21 protein-coding genes and 1 pseudogene are annotated in these 21,521 nt (G+C 70.2%); 12 read left to right on the top strand and 10 right to left on the bottom strand.

What is annotated here, in order from left to right; genetic code table 11:
• Nucleotides 1–347 (bottom strand): annotated as a pseudogene (locus QHF89_RS47345) (hypothetical protein); the annotation flags it as partial.
• A gap of 173 nt (nucleotides 348–520) precedes the next feature.
• Between QHF89_RS47345 and QHF89_RS47340 the strand changes: the two are divergent.
• From QHF89_RS47340 to QHF89_RS47330, 3 genes are all read left to right on the top strand, one after another.
• Nucleotides 521–1,213 carry a YggS family pyridoxal phosphate-dependent enzyme gene (locus QHF89_RS47340; protein ID WP_284721890.1) on the top strand — a complete coding sequence of 231 codons (693 nt, stop codon included), beginning with the start codon at nucleotides 521–523 and terminating at the stop codon, nucleotides 1,211–1,213.
• A gap of 153 nt (nucleotides 1,214–1,366) precedes the next feature.
• Nucleotides 1,367–1,891, top strand: coding sequence for a TlpA family protein disulfide reductase (locus QHF89_RS47335; RefSeq protein ID WP_136973151.1), 525 nt, complete (start codon nucleotides 1,367–1,369; stop codon nucleotides 1,889–1,891).
• A 1-nt stretch (nucleotide 1,892) separates the two neighbouring features.
• The gene (locus QHF89_RS47330) at nucleotides 1,893–3,374 is read left to right on the top strand and encodes a replication-associated recombination protein A (RefSeq protein ID WP_136973150.1); all 1,482 of its coding nucleotides are present in this window, start codon (nucleotides 1,893–1,895) and stop codon (nucleotides 3,372–3,374) included.
• On the opposite strand, the gene QHF89_RS47325 is transcribed toward QHF89_RS47330, so the two are convergent.
• Complete coding sequence (locus QHF89_RS47325) at nucleotides 3,344–3,658, bottom strand: tetratricopeptide repeat protein (RefSeq protein ID WP_136973149.1); 315 nt, start codon at nucleotides 3,656–3,658, stop codon at nucleotides 3,344–3,346. The genes QHF89_RS47330 and QHF89_RS47325 overlap by 31 nt on opposite strands.
• Nucleotides 3,655–4,182 (bottom strand): hypoxanthine phosphoribosyltransferase, encoded by a 528-nt coding sequence (gene hpt, locus QHF89_RS47320; protein WP_136935392.1) that lies wholly within the window; start codon nucleotides 4,180–4,182, stop codon nucleotides 3,655–3,657. The genes QHF89_RS47325 and hpt overlap by 4 nt, the downstream gene beginning before the upstream one ends.
• 95 nt (nucleotides 4,183–4,277) lie before the next feature.
• On the opposite strand from hpt, the gene QHF89_RS47315 reads away from it, so the two are divergent.
• Together QHF89_RS47315 and QHF89_RS47310 are read left to right on the top strand one after the other, a co-directional pair.
• Complete coding sequence (locus QHF89_RS47315; protein ID WP_136973148.1) at nucleotides 4,278–4,916, top strand: Uma2 family endonuclease; 639 nt, start codon at nucleotides 4,278–4,280, stop codon at nucleotides 4,914–4,916.
• The gene (locus QHF89_RS47310) at nucleotides 4,916–5,350 is read left to right on the top strand and encodes an acyl-CoA thioesterase (protein ID WP_136973147.1); all 435 of its coding nucleotides are present in this window, start codon (nucleotides 4,916–4,918) and stop codon (nucleotides 5,348–5,350) included. The genes QHF89_RS47315 and QHF89_RS47310 overlap by 1 nt, the downstream gene beginning before the upstream one ends.
• On the opposite strand, the gene QHF89_RS47305 is transcribed toward QHF89_RS47310, so the two are convergent.
• Entirely contained in the window at nucleotides 5,347–6,681 is a 1,335-nt protein-coding gene (locus QHF89_RS47305) for a hypothetical protein (RefSeq protein ID WP_136973146.1), read from the bottom strand. The two genes, QHF89_RS47310 and QHF89_RS47305, sit on opposite strands and share 4 nt — an antisense overlap.
• Nucleotides 6,678–7,433 carry an HAD family hydrolase gene (locus QHF89_RS47300; RefSeq protein ID WP_136973145.1) on the bottom strand — a complete coding sequence of 252 codons (756 nt, stop codon included), beginning with the start codon at nucleotides 7,431–7,433 and terminating at the stop codon, nucleotides 6,678–6,680. Before QHF89_RS47300 ends, QHF89_RS47305 begins: the two co-directional genes overlap by 4 nt.
• 218 nt (nucleotides 7,434–7,651) lie before the next feature.
• On the opposite strand from QHF89_RS47300, the gene QHF89_RS47295 reads away from it, so the two are divergent.
• Nucleotides 7,652–8,047, top strand: a complete 396-nt coding sequence (locus QHF89_RS47295) for a hypothetical protein (RefSeq protein WP_136973144.1) — start codon at nucleotides 7,652–7,654, stop codon at nucleotides 8,045–8,047.
• A 1-nt stretch (nucleotide 8,048) separates the two neighbouring features.
• On the opposite strand, the gene QHF89_RS47290 is transcribed toward QHF89_RS47295, so the two are convergent.
• From QHF89_RS47290 to QHF89_RS47275, 4 genes are all read right to left on the bottom strand, one after another.
• Entirely contained in the window at nucleotides 8,049–11,003 is a 2,955-nt protein-coding gene (locus QHF89_RS47290; RefSeq protein WP_136973143.1) for a carboxypeptidase regulatory-like domain-containing protein, read from the bottom strand.
• 80 nt (nucleotides 11,004–11,083) lie between these two features.
• A complete protein-coding gene (locus tag QHF89_RS47285; protein ID WP_136973142.1) occupies nucleotides 11,084–11,509 on the bottom strand; it encodes a type II toxin-antitoxin system VapC family toxin in 426 nt (141 codons plus the stop codon).
• Complete coding sequence (locus tag QHF89_RS47280) at nucleotides 11,506–11,778, bottom strand: type II toxin-antitoxin system Phd/YefM family antitoxin (protein WP_136973141.1); 273 nt, start codon at nucleotides 11,776–11,778, stop codon at nucleotides 11,506–11,508. The genes QHF89_RS47285 and QHF89_RS47280 overlap by 4 nt, the downstream gene beginning before the upstream one ends.
• Before the next feature lie 251 nt (nucleotides 11,779–12,029).
• The gene (locus QHF89_RS47275) at nucleotides 12,030–13,289 is read right to left on the bottom strand and encodes a LeuA family protein (protein WP_136973140.1); all 1,260 of its coding nucleotides are present in this window, start codon (nucleotides 13,287–13,289) and stop codon (nucleotides 12,030–12,032) included.
• Between the two features lie 166 nt (nucleotides 13,290–13,455).
• Here QHF89_RS47275 and QHF89_RS47270 point away from each other — a divergent pair, with 166 nt between their 5' ends.
• The 6 genes from QHF89_RS47270 to QHF89_RS47245 all read left to right on the top strand — a co-directional run bounded on the left by QHF89_RS47270 (nucleotide 13,456) and on the right by QHF89_RS47245 (nucleotide 20,947).
• Entirely contained in the window at nucleotides 13,456–15,684 is a 2,229-nt protein-coding gene (locus QHF89_RS47270) for a heme lyase CcmF/NrfE family subunit (protein ID WP_284721889.1), read from the top strand.
• Between the two features lie 6 nt (nucleotides 15,685–15,690).
• Nucleotides 15,691–16,239, top strand: coding sequence for a cytochrome c-type biogenesis protein (locus QHF89_RS47265; protein WP_136973139.1), 549 nt, complete (start codon nucleotides 15,691–15,693; stop codon nucleotides 16,237–16,239).
• The gene (locus QHF89_RS47260; RefSeq protein ID WP_136973138.1) at nucleotides 16,236–17,141 is read left to right on the top strand and encodes a zinc ribbon domain-containing protein; all 906 of its coding nucleotides are present in this window, start codon (nucleotides 16,236–16,238) and stop codon (nucleotides 17,139–17,141) included. The genes QHF89_RS47265 and QHF89_RS47260 overlap by 4 nt, the downstream gene beginning before the upstream one ends.
• The gene (locus tag QHF89_RS47255) at nucleotides 17,138–18,712 is read left to right on the top strand and encodes a carboxypeptidase-like regulatory domain-containing protein (protein WP_136973137.1); all 1,575 of its coding nucleotides are present in this window, start codon (nucleotides 17,138–17,140) and stop codon (nucleotides 18,710–18,712) included. Before QHF89_RS47260 ends, QHF89_RS47255 begins: the two co-directional genes overlap by 4 nt.
• The gene (locus tag QHF89_RS47250; RefSeq protein WP_284721888.1) at nucleotides 18,699–19,631 is read left to right on the top strand and encodes a formylglycine-generating enzyme family protein; all 933 of its coding nucleotides are present in this window, start codon (nucleotides 18,699–18,701) and stop codon (nucleotides 19,629–19,631) included. Before QHF89_RS47255 ends, QHF89_RS47250 begins: the two co-directional genes overlap by 14 nt.
• 68 nt (nucleotides 19,632–19,699) lie before the next feature.
• Nucleotides 19,700–20,947 (top strand): CinA family nicotinamide mononucleotide deamidase-related protein, encoded by a 1,248-nt coding sequence (locus QHF89_RS47245; protein WP_136973136.1) that lies wholly within the window; start codon nucleotides 19,700–19,702, stop codon nucleotides 20,945–20,947.
• Between the two features lie 7 nt (nucleotides 20,948–20,954).
• Here QHF89_RS47245 and QHF89_RS47240 read toward each other — a convergent pair whose 3' ends face one another.
• A complete protein-coding gene (locus QHF89_RS47240) occupies nucleotides 20,955–21,239 on the bottom strand; it encodes a hypothetical protein (RefSeq protein ID WP_136973135.1) in 285 nt (94 codons plus the stop codon).
• Nucleotides 21,240–21,521 lie beyond the last annotated feature (282 nt).

The following is a 21,521-nucleotide window of genomic DNA, read 5'->3' as shown; positions in this document are numbered from 1 at the left end:
CCGCCAGCGCCACCGGCGCCACCGGCACCGCCTGCACCGCCGGCGCCACCCGCGCCGCCCGCGCCGCCCATGCCGCCGGAGCCACCGGCACCACCCGCGCCGCCTTCACCACCCGCGCCGCCCCCGCCACCGGCGCCGCCTACATCCCCCCCGGCATCGCCGCTCGTCGTATCGCCGCCAGAGCCGCCCGAAGACGGGACTCCGCCGCCGCCACCTGCGCCCGCTGCGTTGTTCGCGCCCGCGCCTGCGCTGCCAGACTCGGCTCCAGGCGGATCGGGTTGCGGGTTGAAGGTACACGCCGAGATGACGAGGCCCGGGACGACGAAGAGGACGAGGAGCTTTCGCATGGCTGATGTCGTGGTGCCGCAACCATCATGCCATGACGTGCGACGTCGTTTCCACGAGGAAACGGGCACAAGAGCGGCACAGCTTGGCACGTCTCCGGACGCCCGGATCGTGCTGGCCTTTGGCACAGGCGTGCCGCTCGCGGGGCGCGCGGGGCGCGGTATCGTGGGGCCCTGTGAACGAGGACGAAAGCACGATCTCCGCGCGTCTCGCCGCCGTGCGCGCGCGCATCGACGAAGCAGCGATCCGAGCCGGACGAAGCCCGCGCGCGGTGCGGCTCGTCGCGGTGTCGAAGACCAAGCCGCCCGAGGCGATCCGCGCCGCGTACGCCGCAGGCCAGCGCGACTTCGGCGAGAACTACGTGCAAGAGCTGGTGCAAAAGGCCACGGCGCTCGCGGACCTGCCGGAGCTGCGGCTGCACTTCATCGGCGCGCTCCAGCGCAACAAGGCGAAGCTGGCCGCGAGCGTGGCCGCCGTGATCCAGACGGTGGACCGCGAAGAGCTCGCGACGGAGCTCGATCGACGCGCCGGCGCGCTCGGGCGCAAGCTCGACGTGCTGCTCGAAGTGAACGTGGGCGGCGAGGAAGCGAAGGCCGGATGCGCGCCCGAGGCCTTGCCTGCGCTGCTCGAAGCGGCGAGGCGCGCCGAGCATCTGCGCGTCGTGGGGCTGATGGCGATCCCGCCCTTCCTCGACGATCCCGAGGCCGTCCGTCCGTTCTTCGCGCGCCTGCGCGCGCTGCGCGACACGCTCGAAGCGCCCGCGCTTTTGCCCGAGCTGTCGATGGGCATGTCCCACGATTTTCACGTGGCCATCGAGGAAGGCGCGACGATCGTCCGCGTCGGTACGGCCATCTTCGGCGCCCGATAGCCTTCGCCCAAGAGGCGGTTTCGTCCCGAGGGGGACGCCTCGCGTCCCCCTCTCGGCCAGGCGAAGCCCGGCCGATTCACCCCCCGAGGCGAGCTCGCTGCGCGATCTCGCAGAGCATCGAAGGGTTCGATGCTCTAGAGTTCGCGCATCCCCATGCGTGGTCCTCTTCGTTCCATCGCGGCCACGCCGAGCGCGCTCGCTTGCGCGGGCGCGATCGGCCTCTTCGGTTGCGCGCCGGCCCTGCCCGCGTCGATGGGCCATCCGCTGCTCGGCGCCGCGTCGCCGCCGTTTCACGAGACCGCGATCGACGAGCGCTCGGTCGACGTGCCAGGCACGCTGCGCACGCACGTGACCGTGATCGATTTCTGGGCGTCGTGGTGCGGCTCGTGTCAGCAGACGATGCCCGCGCTCGAGCGGCTCTACCAAGATCGACGCGCCGAGGGGCTCGTGGTCGTGGGCGTGAGCGTGGACGATAGCCCCGACGAGGCCGCAGCCGGCGCCGAGGCGTTCGGCGTGTCGTTCCCGATCGTGCACGACGGCGGGCACGGGCTTCAGTACGCGTTCGGCGTGTCGCAGGTGCCCACGACGTTCGTGGTCGATCGATCGGGCACGGTGCGCTTCGTGGGGCGAGATCCGTCGAGCATCCAGCGCGCGGTGATCGCGCTGATGGACCGGTGACATGACGGCCCGGCGAAGCCCTCGCGGCGGCGAGAAGGACGCGGGCCCGACGTTGTTCGAGGCCGCGCTGAAGCGTGATCCGAAGCTCGGCGAACTCGTGCCGCTCGCGGAGCGGATGCGGCCGCGCGCGCTCGCGGACCTCGTCGGGCAGGAGCACCTCGTCGGCGAGGGGAAGCTGCTCGCGCACGCGATCGCGGCCGATCGGGTGCCGTCGATGATCCTGTGGGGGCCGCCGGGATCGGGCAAGACGACGCTCGCGCGGATCGTGGCGGAGTCGACGCGGGCGCGGTTCGTCCCGTTCAACGCGGTGCTCGGCGGCGTGCCGGAGCTGCGGGTGGTGATGGCCGCGGCGAAGGAGGCACGCGCCTACGAGGGGAAACGGACGATCCTGTTCGTCGACGAGATCCACCGGTTCAACCGCGCGCAGCAGGACGCGTTTTTGCCGCACGTGGAGGACGGGACGATCACGCTGATCGGCGCGACGACGGAAAACCCTTCGTTCGCCGTGAACGCGCCGCTCCTGTCGCGGTGCCGCGTGTTCCGGTTGAACCTGCTCGACGAGAAGGGGATCACGGAGCTTCTCCGGCGCGCGATCGAGTCGCCGGAGGGGCTCGCGGGGTCCGTGGGCGCGGACGAGGAGGCGATCGAGGCGATCGCGAAGCTCGCGGCGGGCGACGCGCGGAGGGCGCTGACGACGCTGGAGATCGCGGCCGACGAGGCGAAGCGCGAGGGGCGCGCGCGGGTGACGCGCGAGGACGTGGTGCAGACGAGCGGGCAGAAGACGCTGCTCTACGACAAGGCGGGGGACGAGCACTACAACGTCATCAGCGCGTTCATCAAATCGATGCGTGGCTCGGATCCGGACGCGACGATCTACTGGCTGATGCGCATGCTGGAGGCGGGCGACGATCCGCTGTTCTTGCTGCGGCGCATGATGATCTTCGCGAGCGAGGACGTGGGCAACGCGGACCCGCGCGCGCTCGACGTGGCCGTCGCGGCGGACGCGGCGTTCCAGCGCGTGGGGATGCCCGAGGGGACCTACTTCCTCGCGCAGGCGGCGATCTACCTGGCGTGCGCGCCGAAGTCGAACGCGTGCAACGCCGCGTGGCATGCGGCGCAGGAGGTCGTACGCGAGAGGGGCAGCCTGCCCGTGCCGATGAAGCTACGCAACGCGGTGACGGGTCTCATGAAGCGCGAGGGCTACGGGACGGGATACCGCTACGCGCACAACGAGAAGGGCGGCGTCGCGTGGGGCGAGACGTACCTACCGGATGCGATCGCCGGGACGCACTTCTACGAGCCGACGGAGCGCGGCTACGAGAAGGTGATCGCCGAACGCGTACGATGGGTCCGCGCGCAGCAATCTCCTCCCCTCTCCCGCGAGGGAGAGGGGGCGGGGGTGAGGGAATCGTCCGGCGGTGAAGAGGGTGAAGCCGACAAGGAGCCGCAGGCTCAATCGTCGAGCGCCGACAAGGCCGACTGAATCTCCGACAGCGCGTGCGAATCGCCCTTGGCGCGCGCCCGCGTGACGCCCTCTTCGAGCCACGCGCGCCCCGCGTCCACGCGCCCCGCCTTCACGAGCATCTGCCCGCACATGAGGTACTGCGGCACGTAGCCCGGATCCATGTCACGCAGCGACGTGTACGTGCGGAGCGCGTCGTCGATCCGATCGGCTCCCGCGTACTCCATCGCGAGCGCATACCAGGCGAAGGGATCCTTCGACCCCTTCTGGATCATGCTCTCCAGGACCGCGAGGCGCTTGCTCACGACGCCGACTCCACGAGGCCGATGAACGGCAAGTTGCGGTAACGCTCGGCCCAATCGAGCCCGTAGCCCACGACGAACTTGTCTTCGATCGTGAAGCCCAGGTAGTCGATCGGCACCTGGATGCGCGTGCGCGCAGGCTTGTGCAGGAGCGAGCAGACCTTCACGCTGGCGGGCTTGCGTGTGCGGAGCAGCTCGAGCAGGTGGGCGATCGTGAGGCCCGTGTCGACGATGTCCTCGACGAGGAGGACATGGTCGCCCTCGACGGGCTTGGTGAGGTCGTGCGTGATTTGCACGACGCCGGAGGACTTGGTGTCCTCGCCGTAGCTGCGCACGCCGAGGAACTCGACGCGCATCGGGAGATCGATGTGGCGCGCGAGGTCGGAGGTGAAGACGAAGCTGCCCTTGAGGACGCAAACGAGGACGAGGTTGCGCCCGGCGTAGTCGCGCGTGATCTCGGCGCCGAGCTCGCGCACGCGCTGCGCGATGCTCTCGGCGTCGATCATCGTGGAGACGTTGGTGGCCATCGAGTCCGCGAGCTAGCACCGGCGGCGCGGGGCGCCTAGGTGGACGTGAGCGGGGCGCGCTCCCGGCGGGTCCCGCGGCGCGCTATGCTGGCGGTATGGCGCTTCTCGTCGAACCGTCCGCCCGTCCGGACAAGCCCGAGCCGCATGCCTGGAGCGCGCCTCCGCCGACCGAGGATCAACGGGTGATCCTGAACGGGATGACCTGGAAGGACTACGAGATCCTGCTCGCCGTCCGCGGAGACGAGTCGGGCGTACGCATGGCCTATCTGAACGGAGCGATCGAGCTGATGAGTCCGTCGATCAACCATGAGGGTGTCAAGAAAACGATCGCTCGCCTCGTCGAGGCGTATGCGGACGAACGGGCGATCGGTCTCAACGGGTATGGGTCGTGGACGCTCAAGAATGCGTTCGCAGAAAAAGGTCTCGAGCCGGACGAGTGTTACGCGCTTGGCGTGCCGAGCGGAGGCATCCCGCAACTCGCCATCGAGGTCGTGTGGACGAGCGGCGGCCTGAACAAGCTCGAGATCTACCGGAGCCTCGGCGTGGGCGAGGTCTGGATCTGGGAGCGAGGCGTGGGCATCACGGTCCATCTGCTCAAGGAAGGCCGTTACGAGAAGGCGCCGAGGAGCGCCGTGTTGCCGGACCTCGACCTGGCGCTGCTTCAGAGCTTCGTGGAGTCGCCGGATCAGAGCCAGGCCGTGCGCGCGTTCCGGCAAGCACTACGAACGTCGTGATGGCCGCCGAAAAAGAGCCGCTCCCCGAGCACCTCACGAGCCGCATGACCCTCACCGTCCGCTTCTGCGAGACGGACCTCATGGGCATCGTGCACCACGCGAACTACCTGACCTACTTCGAAGCCGGCCGCGTCGACTGGCTCCACCGCCGCGGGATCTCCTACGAAAAGTGGGTCGAGATGGGCATCCACCTGCCCGTCGTCGAGGCGAAGCTCCGCTACCGGAAAGCCGCGCGCTTCGACGAGACGCTCGTCGTGGAGAGCACCTGCGCCGAGGTGACGCGTGTGACCGTGCGCTTCAGCTATCGCATCCTGCGCGGCACGGACCTGCTCTGTGAAGGCGAGACGCTGCTCGCGTGCGTGGGGAACGAGCTCACGCCGAAGCGGTTGCCGCCGGAGATCGCGGCCGTCTTTCGGAGTCCCGAGACGGTTTAGTTTGCTGTGCCGCCCCCGTCCGGCGCGCCCGCGTCGGGGACCTCGCCGAACGTGAAGCGCGCCGGGAGGTCGAGCGTGCTCGCCGGGCCGATGCGATCGCCGAGGAACGTGCGCCACTGGATCACGTAGCGGCCGCGCAAGGTGCCGATGACGTAGCGCTGATCGTTCGGCGGGACCGCGACGACGGGCACGCCGTCGACGAGGACGTACGCGAGCATGTCGGACGCGTTCACCGCGATGAACCCTTCGCCGGGCGCGAGCGGATCCGAGGGCGGCGGGAGTTGCAGCGCCGACGAGCGGAACGCCGTGACCTCCTCGCGCGTGAGGAACACGCCGCCCGGCGACGCAGGCAGGCCACTCGGCTGGTACGTGGAGCCGGGCGGGGGCACGAGCGTCTCGTTCGTGGGGATGTCGGTGCGTCGCGTGATCGTGGTGACCTCGAAGTCGATGCCGCCGCCGTCCTGCCACGTGTACGCGGCCGCGAGCGGGACCTCGCCGCCCTGACAAACCGACGTGCGCGGATCGACGCCGACGATCTCCACGAGCGCCCGACAGAGCAGCGCGCCGCCCTCGCCGATCTCCGCGGACTTGCCGAGCTCGAGCCGCACCGAGCCGAGGCTCGACGTGATCTCGACCTTGCGCGTGGGGAGCTGCAAGCGTTTGCCCTCGCCGAGCGGGCGCGCGACGCCGGGCGAGAGGGGCGTGACGTCGACACGACGCTCGCCGAGCACGGTGCGGAGCGCGCCGGGCGGGACGACGCGGTAGTCGGTGGCGTCGGGCCAGAGGGCGATGTGGCCGTACCGATCGGTGCGCGCCCGGATCTCGGAGCGCTGCGGCAGCGGCATCGCGCGTGAGGCGAACTCGATCCGCATGCGGCCGGTGTCGGTGAGGTCGATCTTCCACTTCGGCGCGGTGAGCGCCGCGGCGGCCTTGATGCCGTCCTGGGAGATCTCGGGGCCACGGGGCGCGGGCGGGACGTTGCGCGGGCGGAAGACGGCTTCGAGCGTGGCGCCCGCGAGGTCCTTCGTGGTCGGCGACTCGGCGGGGATCGCCTCGTCGCCACGAAGAACCCCCGGCGGCGGCGTGCCCGCGTCGGGGATGATGAGCCGGCCCGAGGAGTCAGCCATGAGGCCGATCGGACCGCCGTCGGGGACGGGACCGCCGGCGTCGTGCTGCGCCTCTTCGGCCTCGGTGGCGAGGGGCGCGGGCAGGATGCTCGCGTTCGGGCTCGCGGCGTCGGTCGGCGAGGTCGAGGAAGGGGGCGAGCCGGGCGGCGCCTCGCACGCGGCGAGGGCCGGGAGAAGCAGGGCGAGCGCGACAGTGGGTTTCATGGCTCGAGCTCGAAGGAATGGATCACGTGGGCACGTGCATCGAGCGGCGGCGGATCGGGGGCGTACTGGGTGTCCACGAAGACCGTCGTGCACGCGGGGTGGATCTCCAGGAACAGGTTACAGTTCGCTGGCTCGTTGTCGAAGACGGCGATGACCTCGCCGAGCCGCGAGAACGCCGGCGCGACCTCACGCTTGAAGACGCTGTCGGGCGTCTCGAAGGCGGGTTTCGTGACCAGCTCGGTGCCAACGACGCCGATCGGAAAGCCGAGATCCCGCAAGCTCGCGAAGGATCCGAGCGCCATGTTCGGCAGATCGCGGCCCGTCAGGTACACGATGACCGCGCCGGCGTCGTAACAGGCGCGCACGTAGTCGCGGGCACCGGCGATCTCGGTGTCGTGGCGGATGTGCGGGTCGTAGAAGAAGCGCTCGCGCCAAAAGCGGAAGCCTTCTTCGTGGAGTGTCGGTTCGCTGACGCCGAGGCATCGCAGCGTGTCGACGAGGCCGTAGACGACGTCGTTGATGCCGGCGGCGGCGAGGGCGGCCGACTCGCTCGGGTGTCGCGCACCCCAGAGGTCGGCGAGCTCGTGCAGGATGGCGACGACCCGCGGCCGGTTGTCCATGATCGTGCCGTCGAGGTCGAAGACGATGACGCCCGCGCCGCGGGAACGATCCCGCGCCCGCTCCAGCACCTCGCGGAGCAGCCGCTTGCGTTCGACCTCGCCGAGCCTTCGATGCGTGAAAAGTGCTCCCACCGGACGCTAGCCTTGGCGCAGGTCGAGGCTCCTTGTCCAGCCGAAGGTGGCGAGCCCGCGGCGTAGAGACGTAGGGGACACACCTTCACGTCGGCACATTGTCGCCTGATCTCCTACATTTGTTGGCCCCAGGATCCAGGCTCCCTTAACGTTTTGCCCAGCCGGCGGACCTGGCACGCGAGTGGAGATCGCGGCCTTGCTTCGTCGGCCGGAGGCCCATGCGTTTTTCCAAGAAGACGGCCCTCGCGCTGGCGGCCGTCGCCCTGTTCGCGTCGGGATGCGGCAAGACGCCGAAGGACCGGCTCCAGGGGCGATGGCTCGGAGAATCGATCGAAAACGTGCCGGAGCCGCACCTCGCCAAGGCCATGGGCTGGGTGAAAGGCACGGCGTTCGAGTTCGCCGGGAACAAGGTGACGGTGACGATCCCCGCGGAGTCGCCGCGAACCGGCTCGTTCCGGGTGACGGAGGCAAGCGGCGACCGCCTTCTCGTGAGCTTTCTGCGCGAGGAGGGAGGCCGCGACGAGGCAGAGCTGCAGTTCGTCGGAGAAGGTCAGCTCCGGTGGCGGATCGGGGACGGTCGGGAGATCGTGCTCGTGAAGTCCGTGCAGAACTGAGCTACCGCCGCACGCGCTCGCGCCGGACCCGCAGCCTCCGCGGCTTTTCCCCGTCCCCATCCGGCGCGAGCGTCAGCACCACGTCCTCGGCGAGCGGCCCCGAGATGCGCCGACGCGCATCCTCGATCGTCCGCACCTCGCGATCGTTCACCTTGAGCAGCCGATCGCCCGGCTCGACGCCTGCGAGCTCGGCCTCGCCGTTCGGCGGCACCATCACGACGACGATCACCTTCGCCCCGCGCTCGGTCCGCTCGCCGAGCGTGAGCGCGATGCTGCCCGCGCCCTTCGGCTCGCCCTTCGCGCTCCCCTCGCCCGGCAGCGTGATGTCCACGCGTGACGTGCTCCGACCCGCGCGGACCTTCACGTTCGTCGACGCGCGGCCGAGGTCGGACGAATACGCCTCGATCGTCGCATCCCCCTCGGGCACGCCGACGATCTTGAAGTGTCCCTCGCGATCCGTGGTGACGACGCCACGCGGGAGCGGCCCGAGCGGCAGGTACGTGGGCACGAGGCCCGCCGCCACGCGTGCGCCCGCGACGGGTTCGTCGTTCGGATCGATCACCGTGCCCTCGACCTCGCCGGCCTCGACGAGATCGACGGCGCCGAGATCCACCTCGCGGCTCGGCGCGGGCGCAACGGCGGCGATCTTCTCGTTCGTCGCCCAGTCCGGATGCGAGGCGACGATCCGCACGCGGCCGGGCGCGAGGTCTTTCACCTCGAACGCGCCCTCGGCGTCGCTGCGCGCGCGACGCACGCCCGCGTCGGTGTAGACCACGACCTCGGCGCCCTCGATGCGCTCGCGTCCGTCGCGCCCCGTGACCTCGCCGCGCGCCGTGATGCCTTCAGCGAGCTCGTACGTGAGCTTCGCCGGGGCGATCTCGACCTCCTCGACGCGCGGCGCCTTGCTCGGCCGCGTCAGCACGAAACGAAGTGGCAAACCCGCGGCGTCGGGAATCTCGACGTCGCCGTCGTCGTCCGTGAAGAACGTGCGGCGCAGCGGGACCGTGGGGTCGAGGGAGACAGCGCGCACCTCGACACGATCGAGCGGATAGCCGCGATCGTCGGTGACATGCACGACGACGGCATCGCGCTGGCGCGGCAGGACAATCTCGACCTCCTTGCGCTCGTGATCCGGGATCTCGACGATGAGCCGCGCCGCGACGTCGCTCGGCGTCTCGGGGCGCGCGACGCTGATCAAGACCTCGTCCGGGACGGCGGCAAAGGCAAAACTGCCGCTGTCGTCGGTGTAGGTGACGCGTTCGAGCGTGCCGGCGGCCGCGGCGATCTCGACGCGCGCGCCGGAGACGGGGCGGTGATCGGCGTCGACGACGCGGCCTTCGAGCGAGCCGCCTTGATGCAGCACGACCTTCACGCGGGCCTCGCCGCCAGAGACGATGGTGACGGTCTCGCTCTCGGCCTCGACGTAGTCGGGGTGCCGGACGATGGCGTGCACGCGGCCGGGCGGGATGGGCTCGGCGCGGAACTCGCCGTCCGCGCGCGTGACCCACGGATCCCCGCCGCCGAGCGAGGTGGCGGCGAAGGCGCCGGCGCGCGGCAGGTCGGGAATGGGGCCGGGCATCACGCCGAGCTCGCCGATGGGCAAGAGCGGGAGCGGGCCGGGCAGCGCGAGGTCGAAGTGATCGTCGCGGAACTCGGCCATCGCGCTCGTCTCGTCGATCGGCATGCCCTCGATGTCCACGCCGACGACCTCGATCGTCGCGCCGCCGACGGGAAACCCTCGATCATCGACGACCTCGCCGACGAGCGCGCCGCCGCGCAGGAGCGAGACACGCACCTCCGTCGCATCGTCGTCGACGGGCACCGCGCTCCGCGGCACGAAGCCTGGAGCGCGCGCGCTGACGGTCGCGTAGCCGAGCGCGATCGGGCCGAGCACGACCACACCTTTTGCGTCCGTACGACCGTGGATCGGGAAGGGGCTCAGGCCTTCTTCGGCGAGCACGACGCTCGCTTCCTTCACGGGCGGCGCGTCCTCGGACTCGCCGTCGGTCACCTTCACCGTGATCCTTCGGCCGGCGCCGAGCACGAGCTTCACAGGCTTCGTCACCGCGCGCTCGAGCTCGACGCCGAGCTCCGTCGCGCTCACGCGTTCGCCGAGCTCGGCCTTGAGATCGTACCCGCCGCGCCGGAGCCCCACGATCCGCGCGACACCGTTCGCATCGGCGACCGTGCTGCGCGCCGGCCAGAGCCCCGCGCCCGCGCAGAGCACACGCGCGTAGGGCGCGGGGGATCCGTCGGCTTCGACGACCGAGACCTCGAACGCGCCGAGCCGTTCGAGCTTGATCCGCACGGGAACCGGCCCCGGCAAAACCCCCGTCCGTACGATGTCGTCGTACCCGCGCGCCGTCGCACGCACCGAAAACGGCCCCTGCCCCAGCCGATCGATCCGCGCGCGCCCATCCGCGCCGGTCATGGCCACGAACGGGAGCGGATCGCCGCCGGTGACGGTGATCTTCGCGCTGGGGAACGGCTTTTCGGCCTCGTCGACGACGACGACATCGATCGCCGCGGCCGGCTGGAGCACGAGCCGCACGACGCGCTCCCCGGCGCCGAGCACGACCCGGACCGACCCTCGCGCGCGCCCCTCGGCATACGCGAGGAGCCACGTTTCTCCGCGCGGCATGCCTTCGAGTGAAGCGACGCCGTCCTCCCCTGCGCGCGCTTCACCGGCGAAGTACGTGGTCCCGCCCTGGATCGAGAACAGCCGCACGACGGCCCCGGGCAGCGGGCGATCGTGCTCGTCGACGATGGCCACACGCACATCGGCGTCGCGCGTGGTGAGCACCGCGGGAAGCGCGGGCGCCTGCATGGCGAGGTCGAACGGCGAGAGCCGCGTATCGAAAAGACCCGCCACGTAGAGCAGGCTCACGAGCGTCGCGAGCAGCGCGACGAGCCGCGCGTATCGCGACGGCTTCGGAGCGGGGGGCGGGGTGCTCACGTTGTTTGGTGCTAGCGCGCGTGGCGCGAGGGGACCAGCGGCAAGGGCCGGTCGTCAGAGGTCGATCCGTGCGCGTGCGGTCACTCGTCTGCCCAGGGATCGAGGATGCGAACTCCCGTGCGCCCGATGTCGGTCTCGTTCCGGGTCACGACCACGAGCCCATGCGCGAGCGCGGTCGCCCCGAGGAGCGCATCGATGACGGGTAACGTCTGCCCACGACGCTCCGCCTCGCCCTGCAGCCTGCCCCACGTGAGCGCGATCTCCTCGGTCACGTCCAGCAAGCGACCGGCGAACCGCTCCCGCATGTCGTGATCGAGCCACTCCTGAAGCGCCGTCTTCCGCCGGCTGTTCGGAAGCTTCTCGATCCCTTTCTGCAGCTCCCCCAACGTAAGCACGCTCAGAAAGAGCGCGGCTTCGTCGCGTTCTTCGAGCCACGCCAGCACGTTCGGGTTGGGCCGCGGCTTCGCGAACTCGGAGAGGACGCACGTGTCGAGCAGGTACTTCACAGATCCACCGGGCGTCCGGGATCCTTCGATCGCTCGACGTCGAGCTCCGAGCCGGCGAGCGGAGAGCCCGCGAGGAACTCGACCAGGCTCCCCTTGGGCTTCACGAGCTTCACGTAATCATCGAACGACAGGACGACCGCCGCCTCGACCCCGCGCCTTCGGATCACCTGCGGCCCGTGCTTCTTGGCCTCGTCGACGACCTCGCCGAGCCGGCTCTTCGCTTCTTCGAGCCGCCACACCTTCCCCGTCCGCTTGGCCGTGCCCTTCATGGTGACCTCATTCTCCCTACCAGGTCGAGCGACCCCCTCCACCCCATCCGCGACCGGCTCCAACAGGTCGATCGACCCCCTCCACCCCATCCGCGACCGGCTCGAACGGGTCGATCGACCCCCTCCACCCCATCCGCGACCGCCTCCAACAGGTCGAGCGACCCCCTCCACCCCATCCGCGACCGCCTCCAACAGGTCGAGCGACCCCCTCCACCCCATCCGCGACCGCCTCCAACAGGTCGAGCGACCCCCTACCGCCCGTTCACCTCATCGACGACCGCCAGGATCTCCTCGTCCGAGAGGATGTGGCTCGACCCTTTGGCCTTCTTCAGGATCGCCTCCACGAGCTCCTTCGAGGGCTCGATCCTCCGCTGCCGCAGCCAGAAATTCACGTTGGAGGCGCCCGACATGTACCCCACGCAGATCTCCTGCTTCCGTCCGAACATGCCCGCCGGCACGCCCGAGTAGATGCGGTCCGCGAGCCACGCGTCGCCCTTGCCTTGCGCCTTGATGATCGCCGCTGCGTGCACCCCCGTCGCCGTGCGGAACGCGTCGCGGCCGACGAGCGGATAGTTGATCGGGATCTGCCAGCCCACCGCCTCCGCCGCCGTGTTGCAATACTCCAGCATGTGCGTGAGGTCCTGGTGCTCCAGGAGCCCGAGGAGCTTCAGATTGAGCAGGATCAGCTCCATCGCCGCGTTCCCCACGCGCTCGCCGATCCCGAGCGCCGTCCCGTGCACCCGATCCGCCCCGAACTCCAGCGCCCACAACGCGTTCTCCAGCGCGAGCCCGCGATCGTTGTGCCCGTGCCAGTCGATGCGGACCTTTCCGTCCGACCCGTGGCCCGCGATGATCGCCTTCGTGAACGAGATCAGGTTGCGCACGCCGTCCGGCGTCGCGTGACCCACGGTGTCGCAGAGGCACAGCCTCGATGCGCCGTGGTCGATCGCCATCTTGAACAACGTCGCCAGCATGTCCGGCCGCGAGCGCGTCGTGTCTTCCGTCACGTACGCGACGGGCAGGCCTGCCTTCACCGCCACGTCGATCGCCTCGGCGCTACGCTTGACGATCGTGTCGAGGTCCCAGTCCTCGGCGAGCTGGCGAATCGGGCTCGATCCGATGAAACAGTAGACCTCCACAGGGATCCCCGCGCGCTGGGAGATCTCGATCATCGGCGTGATGTCGGAAGCCACGGTGCGACCTGCGCACGCCACGCCGAGCGGCAGGCGGTTGTCCGTGATCTCGCGGCACATGCGCAGCACGTCGTCGAAGGCGCGCTTCGAGCTACCAGGCAGGCCGATGTCCGCGACGTGGATGCCGATCTTGGACATCAGGTGAATCAGCTTGAGCTTTTGCTCGATGTTCGGATCCGCGACCGAGGGGTTCTGCAGACCGTCGCGCAGCGTCTCGTCGAAGAACGTGACGTCCCGGGGGATCAAGCGCCCTTTTCGGCCGATCTCGTTCCAGTCGTAGATGAGGTCGTCGGATCGGAAGTCGGGCGTGGCGCTCATGTGGAAGAGTATAATCGTGTTCGCTCCCGTCGGACGAGGGGACGCGTATTTGCCGCCGCGCGTCGTCTCGCGTCGCGCCCGATGAGCGGCGACGAGGCGTCCTCGGGAAATAGGGCGCGTAGACGTGGCCCCGGCTCCGTGGCCGGCCTAAGCTCTGCCCCCCGCCATGTCGATCTGGCAATCGCTCCCCGAGTTCGGAACCGGCGTTCTTTACGCGATCCTGATCGCCGCGGCGTACACGTTCGCCGTCGCGCTCGCCTCGAGCACCGGCAGGCCACGCCTGCTCCAGGCAGCTCGGCTGGGCGCGTACGGCACCGTGTCCCTCGTCGGCCTCTCGGTCCTCGTGCTCGCGTTCGCCTTCGTGAGCCACGATTTCCGCATCAGCTACGTCGCTCGGTACAGCGACCGCTCGATGACCACGCCGTACCTCGTCGCGGCGCTCTGGGGCGGCCAAGACGGCTCCCTGCTCTGGTGGCTCTTCCTCACGTCGGTGTTTTCCGCGGGCTGCGTGGCGTGGCTCCGGCGCAAGTACCTCGAGCTTCAGCCCTTCGTGATCGCGACGCTGATGACCATCATCGGCTTCTTCGCGATCCTCATGATTTTCGCGGCGAACCCCTTCGCGACGAGCGCGGGCGGCGCGCCGGTGGATGGCAGCGGGCTGAACTACCAGCTCCGCAACTTCTACATGATCATCCACCCGCCGAGCCTCTACGTCGGGTTCACGAGCTCGGCGATCCCCTTCGCGTTCGCGATCGCGGCGCTCGCCACAGGAAGGCTCGACAACGAGTGGATCGTGGCCACGCGCAAGTGGATGCTCTTCGCCTGGCTCTTCCTCTCGATCGGCAATGCGCTCGGCATGCTCTGGGCCTACGAGGAGCTCGGCTGGGGCGGCTACTGGGCCTGGGATCCCGTGGAGAACGCGGCGTTTTTGCCGTGGCTCACGGCGAGCGCCTACGTGCACTCGACGATGATCCAGGAGCGGCGCGGGATGCTGAAGGTCTGGAACGTCTTCCTCATCTGCGCGACGTTCTTCCTCACGATCTTCGGCACGTTCCTCACGCGCTCCGGCCTGATCTCGTCGGTCCACTCCTTCGCTCAGTCCGGCATCGGCATCTTCTTCGTCTATTACATGGGCGTCATCGCCGCGGTGAGCATCTCGCTCATCGTCTGGCGTTTGCCGAGGCTGCGGAGCGAGGGCGTCTTCGAGTCCGTGCTCTCGCGCGAGGCGGCGTTCGTGCTGAACAACTGGGGCTTCCTGAGCCTGACGGTGTTCATCGCGACGGCGACGACGTGGCCGCGCATCAGCGAGTGGCTGCTCAACCAGGAGTCGACGCTCGGGCCGACGTTCTACAACACCTGGATCCCGCCCCTCGCGCTCGTGATCTTCTTCGCCATGGGCGCGGCGCCGCTGCTCGGCTGGCGCAAGACGAGCCCGGAGCTTTTCCTGAAGAGCTTCCGCTGGCCCGTCACGGTGATGCTCGTCGTCGGCGCGATCCACCTCTTGATCGGCAAGCGCTTCAACTACCCGGCGTTTTATGACGCCGCGCCGATCTACGAGGGCACGCTCGGCCGCGGGCTCGCCTGGGTCTCGGGCAAGCTGCCGTTCGTCACGGTGATGCTCGTCGCGTTCAACATCACCGTCGTCGTGCAGGAGTTCTACCGCGGCGTCGCGGCGCGGCAGCGGAGCAAGAGCGACGAGGGCCTGTTCACCTCGCTCTTCAACCTCGTGGCGAAGTCGCGCCGCCGCTACGGCGGTTACGTCGTGCACGTGGGCATCGCGCTCATGTTCCTCGGCTTCACCGGCCGCGCATGGGGCGTCGACAAGGAGCTCAGCATGTCGCCGGGCGAGACGGCCCAGGTCGACTACTACTCCATGACGTACGTCGGCCCGCGCATGGAGGTCGACAACGAGAAGCGCATGATCTTCACGGACCTCGACGTGGTCCGTCAGGGCAAGCCCATCGGCCGCGTCACGCCGGCCAAATTCATCTACAAGACCGGCGCCGATCAGCCCTCGACCGAGGTCGCCAAGCACATGACCATCCGCGACGATCTCTACGTGATCGTAGGAATGGTCAACCCGACGACGAAGGTCGCCTCGTTCCAGTTCCACGTGAACCCGCTCGTGAACTTCATCTGGATCGGCGTGGGCATCCTGATCCTCGGCGCGATCGTGTCGATGTGGCCCGAGGTCGCGCTGGAGGAGGCGGGCGCGTTCGGCTACATCCGCGCCGCGGCCTCGGTCGCGACGTCCGTCATCTTCGCCCTGCTCCTCGCGGCCGGCCCCTCGCTCGCCTACGGCGGGACGGGCGCCCCGCGTGCCCCGCCTGCGCCGGCGATCGAAGCGCCCTCCCCTGCGCCCCTGCCCGGCGCCGCCCTCGCTCCCGCCAAGTAACGCCGAATGACGACCCGACGAACACCGCTCCACCTCGCGCTGCTCACCGCGGCCAGCATCGCCGCCGCGTGGCTGACGTTCGATCCGCACCTCGCGCACGGACAGCACACGGGCGGCACGGGGACCGTGTCGATCCAGAACGAGACCGAGCGCCAGCTCTTCTGGAGCCTCATCTGCACCTGCGGCTGCCCGCGCGAGACGCTCGGCACCTGCCCGTGCGACATCGCGCACCAGCGCCGCACCGCGCTGCGCGAGATGCTCGCCGAGGGCAAGACCGTGGAGCAGGCGCAGGACGTCTACGTCTCGATGTACGGGCCCAAATCGCTCGCCGTGCCGCGCAACCAGGGCGCGAGCCGCGCGCTCTGGGTCGTGCCCCTCACGGCGATCGTGGCCGGAGCCGGGCTCGTGTTCGTCGTGCTCCGACGCTGGCAACGACGTGGCCTCGCCGCCGCCGCGGCAGGGCCCGCGGGGACGAAGGCCACGACCAAAAACAACAAGCGTGACGCCTACGACGACAGGCTCGATCAGGAGCTGAAGGACCTCGACGACGAATGAGCTCCGAGACCAGCACGGACAAACGCGCCGCGGACAAGCGGGACCGCGGGCTCGGGGGCGCAGCTCCGCGCGCCGGAGCGGAGCCTTCGAACGTCGACCAGGAGCTGGAGCGCAAGATCGCGGATGCCGTGAAGTTCGGCGTTCCGGCCGTGACGGCCATCCTCGCGCTCCTCGGGGGCATGTTCGTCGACGTGCCCACGGCCATCCTGGTCCTCGCGGCCGGCGTGCTCGTGACGGTGATCGCGAGCTTCTGGGCGAGCCTGCGCACGCTGCTCGGCGAGACGCCGCTCTCGGGCGCCGACGCCTACGCGATCGGGGCTCCGCCTCGCGCCGAGGAGGAGCAGAAGCGCGCCGTGATCCGCGCGCTCAAGGACCTCGAATTCGAGCGCAGCGTCGGCAAGATCAGCGAAGAGGACTATCGCGCCCTCGTCGCGAAATACCGCGCCGAAGCCAAGCGCCTGCTGCGAGCCCTCGATCAGAACGCGGCGCCCGGCCGCGAGCGGGCGGAGGTGCTCGTGCAGCGGCGCCTGAAGCAGCTCGGCCTGCTCGACGGCGAGAAGGAAGCGTCGAACGAGGACGACGAGGACGACGTGGCGGGCGAGGCCATGGAGGCCCCCGCGCCGAAGGCGGAGGCCAAGGCCGCGCCGGAGCCGGCGGCGGCGGCGGCGGCGAAGGAAGAGGCCGACGAGGCCTCGAAGAAGCCCAAGAAGAAGAAGGCGAAGGCGCCCGCGAAAGCGACGAGCGACGAGGCCGCCGCGCAACACGCGTGTGATGCGTGCGGCACGGAGAACGACGAGGACGCTTTGTTCTGCAAGAAATGCGGCGCGCGCATGGTCGCGCCCGAGCCCGCGGAGGAGACCCGCGAGGCGAAGAAGGCCGACGAGGGGGCGGAGGCGTCGTGAACTCGATCCGACGAACCCGCCTCGGGATCCTCGGCGCGGCCCTCACAATCGCCGCCGCGATCTCGCTGCCGCACGTGGCGACCGCCGCCGACGAGGACAAACCTGCGGCAACGAAAAAGGCCGCGACGGACAAGCCCAGCGCCGACGCGGGGCCCGGGGATGCGGGCGCGGGGGACGGCGGCAAGACGGCCGGACCGCTTCCCGCCGGACACCCCGACGTCGGTGAGCTGCCGCCGGGGCATCCGAGCGTCGACGACGGCGCGGAGACCGATCCCCACGCCGGCGAATCGCCGCATGACGCGAATCCGCACGGGGGGAACCCGCACGGGGATACGCCGCGCCGCGGCGGGAACAGCGGGTTTTTCGAGGCGCCGCCCGACACCGCGGTCGAGGATCAGACGCTCCCGCCGGGCACGATGGTCTTCACGATCCGCGACGCCGACGAGCGCCCGATCCCGAACGCGACCGCGATTCTCGGCATCCTCAAGAGCAGCGTGGCGCAAGGCGACAAGCGCGAGCGCCGTGAGGTCACGACCGACGCGGAAGGTACGGCGCGGCTCGACGGGCTGCCCGTCGGCGCCGGCACGAGTTACCGCATCACCACGATGCGTGGCCTCGGCACGTACGCGACCGACGCGTTCGCGCTCTCCGACAAGGCCGGCAAGCGCGTCGTTTTGCACGCCTACGAAGCGACCGACAACGTCGAAGGCGCGCTCGTCGGCGCGCAGGCGTTCGTGTTCGTGTCGCTGCGCGAGGGCGTGCTCTCGGTCGAGCAGCTCTTCAACGTCTTCAACATCGGCAAGGTCGCGTGGGTGCCGGGCAAGGGCGCCGCGCAGGTCGGCTTGCCCGAGGGGTACCAAGCCTTCCGCATCCCCGACGGCATGACCGACGTGCGGTTCGTCGACGAACCCACGAAGGGGCCGTGGCTCTCGGGCACGATCGCGCCCGGTCGGCACGAGGCCTCGTTCAGCTACCAGGTCCCGCTCGAAGGCAAGGATCGCCAAACCTTCCGCGTCGAGCTGCCGCCGCGCGTCGGCGAGGTGCGCATCTTCTCCGAGGCGAACAAGACCATGGGCCTCCAGGTCGCCGGCTTCCCCGAGGCGCAACGCCAGGCGGGCCGCGACGGCCGCAAGGTGATGGTGACGATGCGCCAGGCGATGCAAGGCGAGCGCGGCATCAACGCGCTCGACATCACCATCACGGGCCTGCCCGTGCCCGGAAACACGCGCTGGTTCGCGTTGCTCTTCGCGCTCTCGGCGGCCGGGCTCGCCGCGGCGTACACGATCCGCCAGCGCGCCGAGGGCGCGGTGCCCGACGAGGCGAAGGACGATCTGCTCGAAGCACGCGAGGCGCTGCTCGGCGAGTTCGTCGCGCTGGAGAAGGCGCATCGGAAGGGCGACATCGGTCCGAAGACGTACGGTCGGCTCAAGGCCGCGCTGCTCGACGCGCTCGCGCGGATCGAAGCGCGTCTCGACGAGGTGAAGGCCGCGCGCGCCGAGCAGCGCAGGCGCGATCGGGAAGGGACACGACGACCCCGAGGGGAGGCCCGCGGCGAGGGTGGCTCGGCCTGAGGCGCGCGGGTCGAGGCCGGTTGTCCAGACGATCGGCCTCTTCGCCCTTTCGATCGGGCTCGCCGTCGCCGTGGTGCTCGTGGCGCGGGACCGCGCCGCGCCGCCGGCCCGGTGCGCGCCCGGGATGACGCCGCTCGGCGCGCGTTGTTGTGGGGAAGGACAAACCCTCGCGGGCGATCGTTGCGTGGGCAAACCCGATCGATGCGCGGCGGGGCTCGTCGTGACGGAGGCCGGGTGCGTGGCCACGCCACGCGCCGTGGGCATCGCGGCCGGCCTCTTGCGGATCGGGCCGAGTGATTGGGAGGCGCAAGGTCAGGTCACGCCGCGCGCCGTGCCGATGGAGGCCTTCGCCCTCGACGCCTACGAGGTGACGGAGGCGCGTTATGCCGCCTGCGTGGCCGCGTCCGTTTGCCCGCCCGTCGCGCTCTCGGGCGAGCCCGGTCGTGCGCTCTCCCGCGTGGGTTTGTCCGAGGCGCGGACGTTTTGCGCGTGGGCCGGCGGCTCGCTCCCGACGCCGGAAGAGCTCGCCTTCGCGGCCGCGGGCGCCAAGGGTCGACGGTATGCTTGGGGCGACACGGGCGCGGTTTGTCGGCGGGCGGCGTGGGGGCTCGTGCGCGGGCCGTGTGGTGAGGGCGCGGCGGGGCCCGAGGTCGCGGGCTCGCATCCGGACGGCGCTTCGCCCGAGGGTGCGCACGATCTCGCCGGCAACGTGGCCGAGTGGGCGGCGCCCAAAGCGGGCGTGGCCGAGGGCCCGGCGCTCGCCGAGGCGCGGGGCGGGTCGTTCGGGGACGGCGCGGCGAGCGCGCTGCGAAGCTGGAATCGCCTGGAGATCGCGGCGAGCACGCGCGCGGCCGAGGTCGGCTTCCGGTGTGTGTATCCGTTCGCGGCGGCGGCCGAGGGCGGCGCCCTTCCGCGCTGAATCGTGGCTTTTTCGCCATCGAGGCCCTCGTCAAGGGCGCGCGATAGGATAGAGTGCATGCCCCCAAAATGACCGCCGCGATTCTCTCGATCGGTACCGAGCTCACCCGAGGCGAAATCGTCAACACGAACGCGGCGTGGATCTCCGCGGAGCTGACGGCCGCGGGCTTCACTGTGGATGTGATCGACGCGATCCCCGACGACGTGGAGCAGATCGTCGCGACGTTGCGCACGCTCGCAAAGACGCACCGGCTCGTCGTCGTGACGGGCGGGCTTGGCCCGACCACGGATGATCTGACGGCGGCCGCCGCCGCGAGCGCCGCGGGCGTGTCGCTCGTGCGGGACGAGAGCGCGCTGCTCGCGATCCGGCGGCGCGTGGAGTCGCGCGGCAAGACGATGAACGCGGGCCACGAGAAGCAGGCCGATCTGCCGGCGGGCGCGGACGTGCTGCCGAACAGCGTGGGCTCGGCGCCGGGATTTGCGGTCTCGATCGGGGACACGCCGCTCTTCTTCCTGCCGGGCGTGCCGCGCGAGATGAAGCGCATGTTCACGGACCAGGTCTTGCCGCGGATCCGGCCCTCGGCGCCGAACAACACGTTCCAGGTGCGCCTGCGGACGTACGGGCTCGGCGAGAGCCTCGTCGGGCAGGCGCTCGCGGGCATCGAGGGCACGCACGCGGGCGTGACGCTCGGCTATCGGGTGCACTTCCCCGAGGTCGACGTGAAGGTGCACGCGCGGGGCGCCAACCGCGAGCTCGCGCGGGACCTCGCGCTGCGGGCCTCGACCGAGGTGAAGGCGCGGCTCGGCGACGTGGTGTACGGCGAGGGCGACGAGGCGTTCACCGAGATGGTGGGCCGCGCGGTGCGCAGCCGCGGCTATCGGCTGGCGCTCGCGGAGTCGTGCACGGGCGGGCTCATCGCGCACATGCTGACGCGATACCCGGCGAGCGATTACCTCGTGGGCGGCGCGGTGGTGTACGCGAACAGCGCGAAGACGCGGCTGCTCGGGGTCTCGGAGGACACGCTGCGGGGCCACGGCGCGGTGTCGGCCGAGGTGGCGGCGGAGATGGCCGAGGGCGTGCGCCGCACCTGCGAGACGGACGTGGGCTTGTCGGTGACGGGCATCGCGGGCCCGACGGGCGGCACGGCCGAGAAACCCGTGGGCCTCGTGTACTGGGCCGTCGCGCATCCGGGCGGCACGGTCGTGCGCAGCAAGGTTTTTCAGGGCGAACGCGAGGAGGTGCAGATCGCGGCGGCGTATGCCGTGCTGGATCTGCTCCGCCGCATTGCGCTCGGTTTGCCCGAGCGGGCGCAGTAACGGGCCGTCAGCGCGCGCCCGAGCGTTTGCCCTTTCGCGAGCAGGGCGGCTCCTCTTCGGGCGGGGGCGCCGGCGGTTCTTCCACGTCACTCGGGTAGATACACGTGTGCGTCCCGAAAAACGGCAGGGGCTCGATCTGCACGGGGGGCATGAGCCCTGGCCGTGCCTCGATGACTGCGGTACCCGCGACCACCGTCGCGGCCGCCACGAGGAAAAACGTGCCCCTCGCGAGCCACACAACGGTGGTCACCTGCGCCGCGATCCATCGAGGCTTCTCGAGCCGTCGACCCACGAGCCAACCGCGCAACGCATGAGCGTGAACCCTCATCCCTTGCAGGACACCCGGCCGCCGCCAGGGTTCCGCGGGCTGCACCACAATGACGCTTGACGCGCCTCTGGAAATGGCTTGTTGCATCGCGCCATGCGCCGCCTTTCCAGCTCGTTCGCCCTGACCACCACGGCCGTCCTCTTCGCCGCCTGCGCGTCCGCGCCGCCGCCTGCGCCGCCCCCGGCCCCGCCGCCGCCCGCGGCGCAGGCCACGCCCTCCACGCCGGCCCCCGTGGCCGCCGCGCCC

Origin of the sequence: Polyangium sorediatum (assembly GCF_029946465.1) — a bacterium.
Lineage (GTDB): Bacteria > Myxococcota_A > Polyangia > Polyangiales > Polyangiaceae > Polyangium > Polyangium fumosum.
This window is presented reverse-complemented; position numbering and strand designations above follow the sequence as displayed.

Excerpts from the sequence above, each read along its gene's own strand:
- QHF89_RS47335 (WP_136973151.1), top strand. The coding sequence starts at position 1,367 with ATGCGTGGTCCTCTTCGTTCCATCGCGGCCACGCCGAGCGCGCTCGCT.
- QHF89_RS47330 (WP_136973150.1), top strand. The coding sequence starts at position 1,893 with ATGACGGCCCGGCGAAGCCCTCGCGGCGGCGAGAAGGACGCGGGCCCG.
- hpt (WP_136935392.1), bottom strand. The coding sequence starts at position 4,182 with ATGGCCACCAACGTCTCCACGATGATCGACGCCGAGAGCATCGCGCAG.
- QHF89_RS47315 (WP_136973148.1), top strand. The coding sequence starts at position 4,278 with ATGGCGCTTCTCGTCGAACCGTCCGCCCGTCCGGACAAGCCCGAGCCG.
- QHF89_RS47310 (WP_136973147.1), top strand. The coding sequence starts at position 4,916 with ATGGCCGCCGAAAAAGAGCCGCTCCCCGAGCACCTCACGAGCCGCATG.
- QHF89_RS47305 (WP_136973146.1), bottom strand. The coding sequence starts at position 6,681 with ATGAAACCCACTGTCGCGCTCGCCCTGCTTCTCCCGGCCCTCGCCGCG.
- QHF89_RS47295 (WP_136973144.1), top strand. The coding sequence starts at position 7,652 with ATGCGTTTTTCCAAGAAGACGGCCCTCGCGCTGGCGGCCGTCGCCCTG.
- QHF89_RS47280 (WP_136973141.1), bottom strand. The coding sequence starts at position 11,778 with ATGAAGGGCACGGCCAAGCGGACGGGGAAGGTGTGGCGGCTCGAAGAA.
- QHF89_RS47275 (WP_136973140.1), bottom strand. The coding sequence starts at position 13,289 with ATGAGCGCCACGCCCGACTTCCGATCCGACGACCTCATCTACGACTGG.
- QHF89_RS47270 (WP_284721889.1), top strand. The coding sequence starts at position 13,456 with ATGTCGATCTGGCAATCGCTCCCCGAGTTCGGAACCGGCGTTCTTTAC.
- QHF89_RS47265 (WP_136973139.1), top strand. The coding sequence starts at position 15,691 with ATGACGACCCGACGAACACCGCTCCACCTCGCGCTGCTCACCGCGGCC.
- QHF89_RS47260 (WP_136973138.1), top strand. The coding sequence starts at position 16,236 with ATGAGCTCCGAGACCAGCACGGACAAACGCGCCGCGGACAAGCGGGAC.
- QHF89_RS47245 (WP_136973136.1), top strand. The coding sequence starts at position 19,700 with ATGACCGCCGCGATTCTCTCGATCGGTACCGAGCTCACCCGAGGCGAA.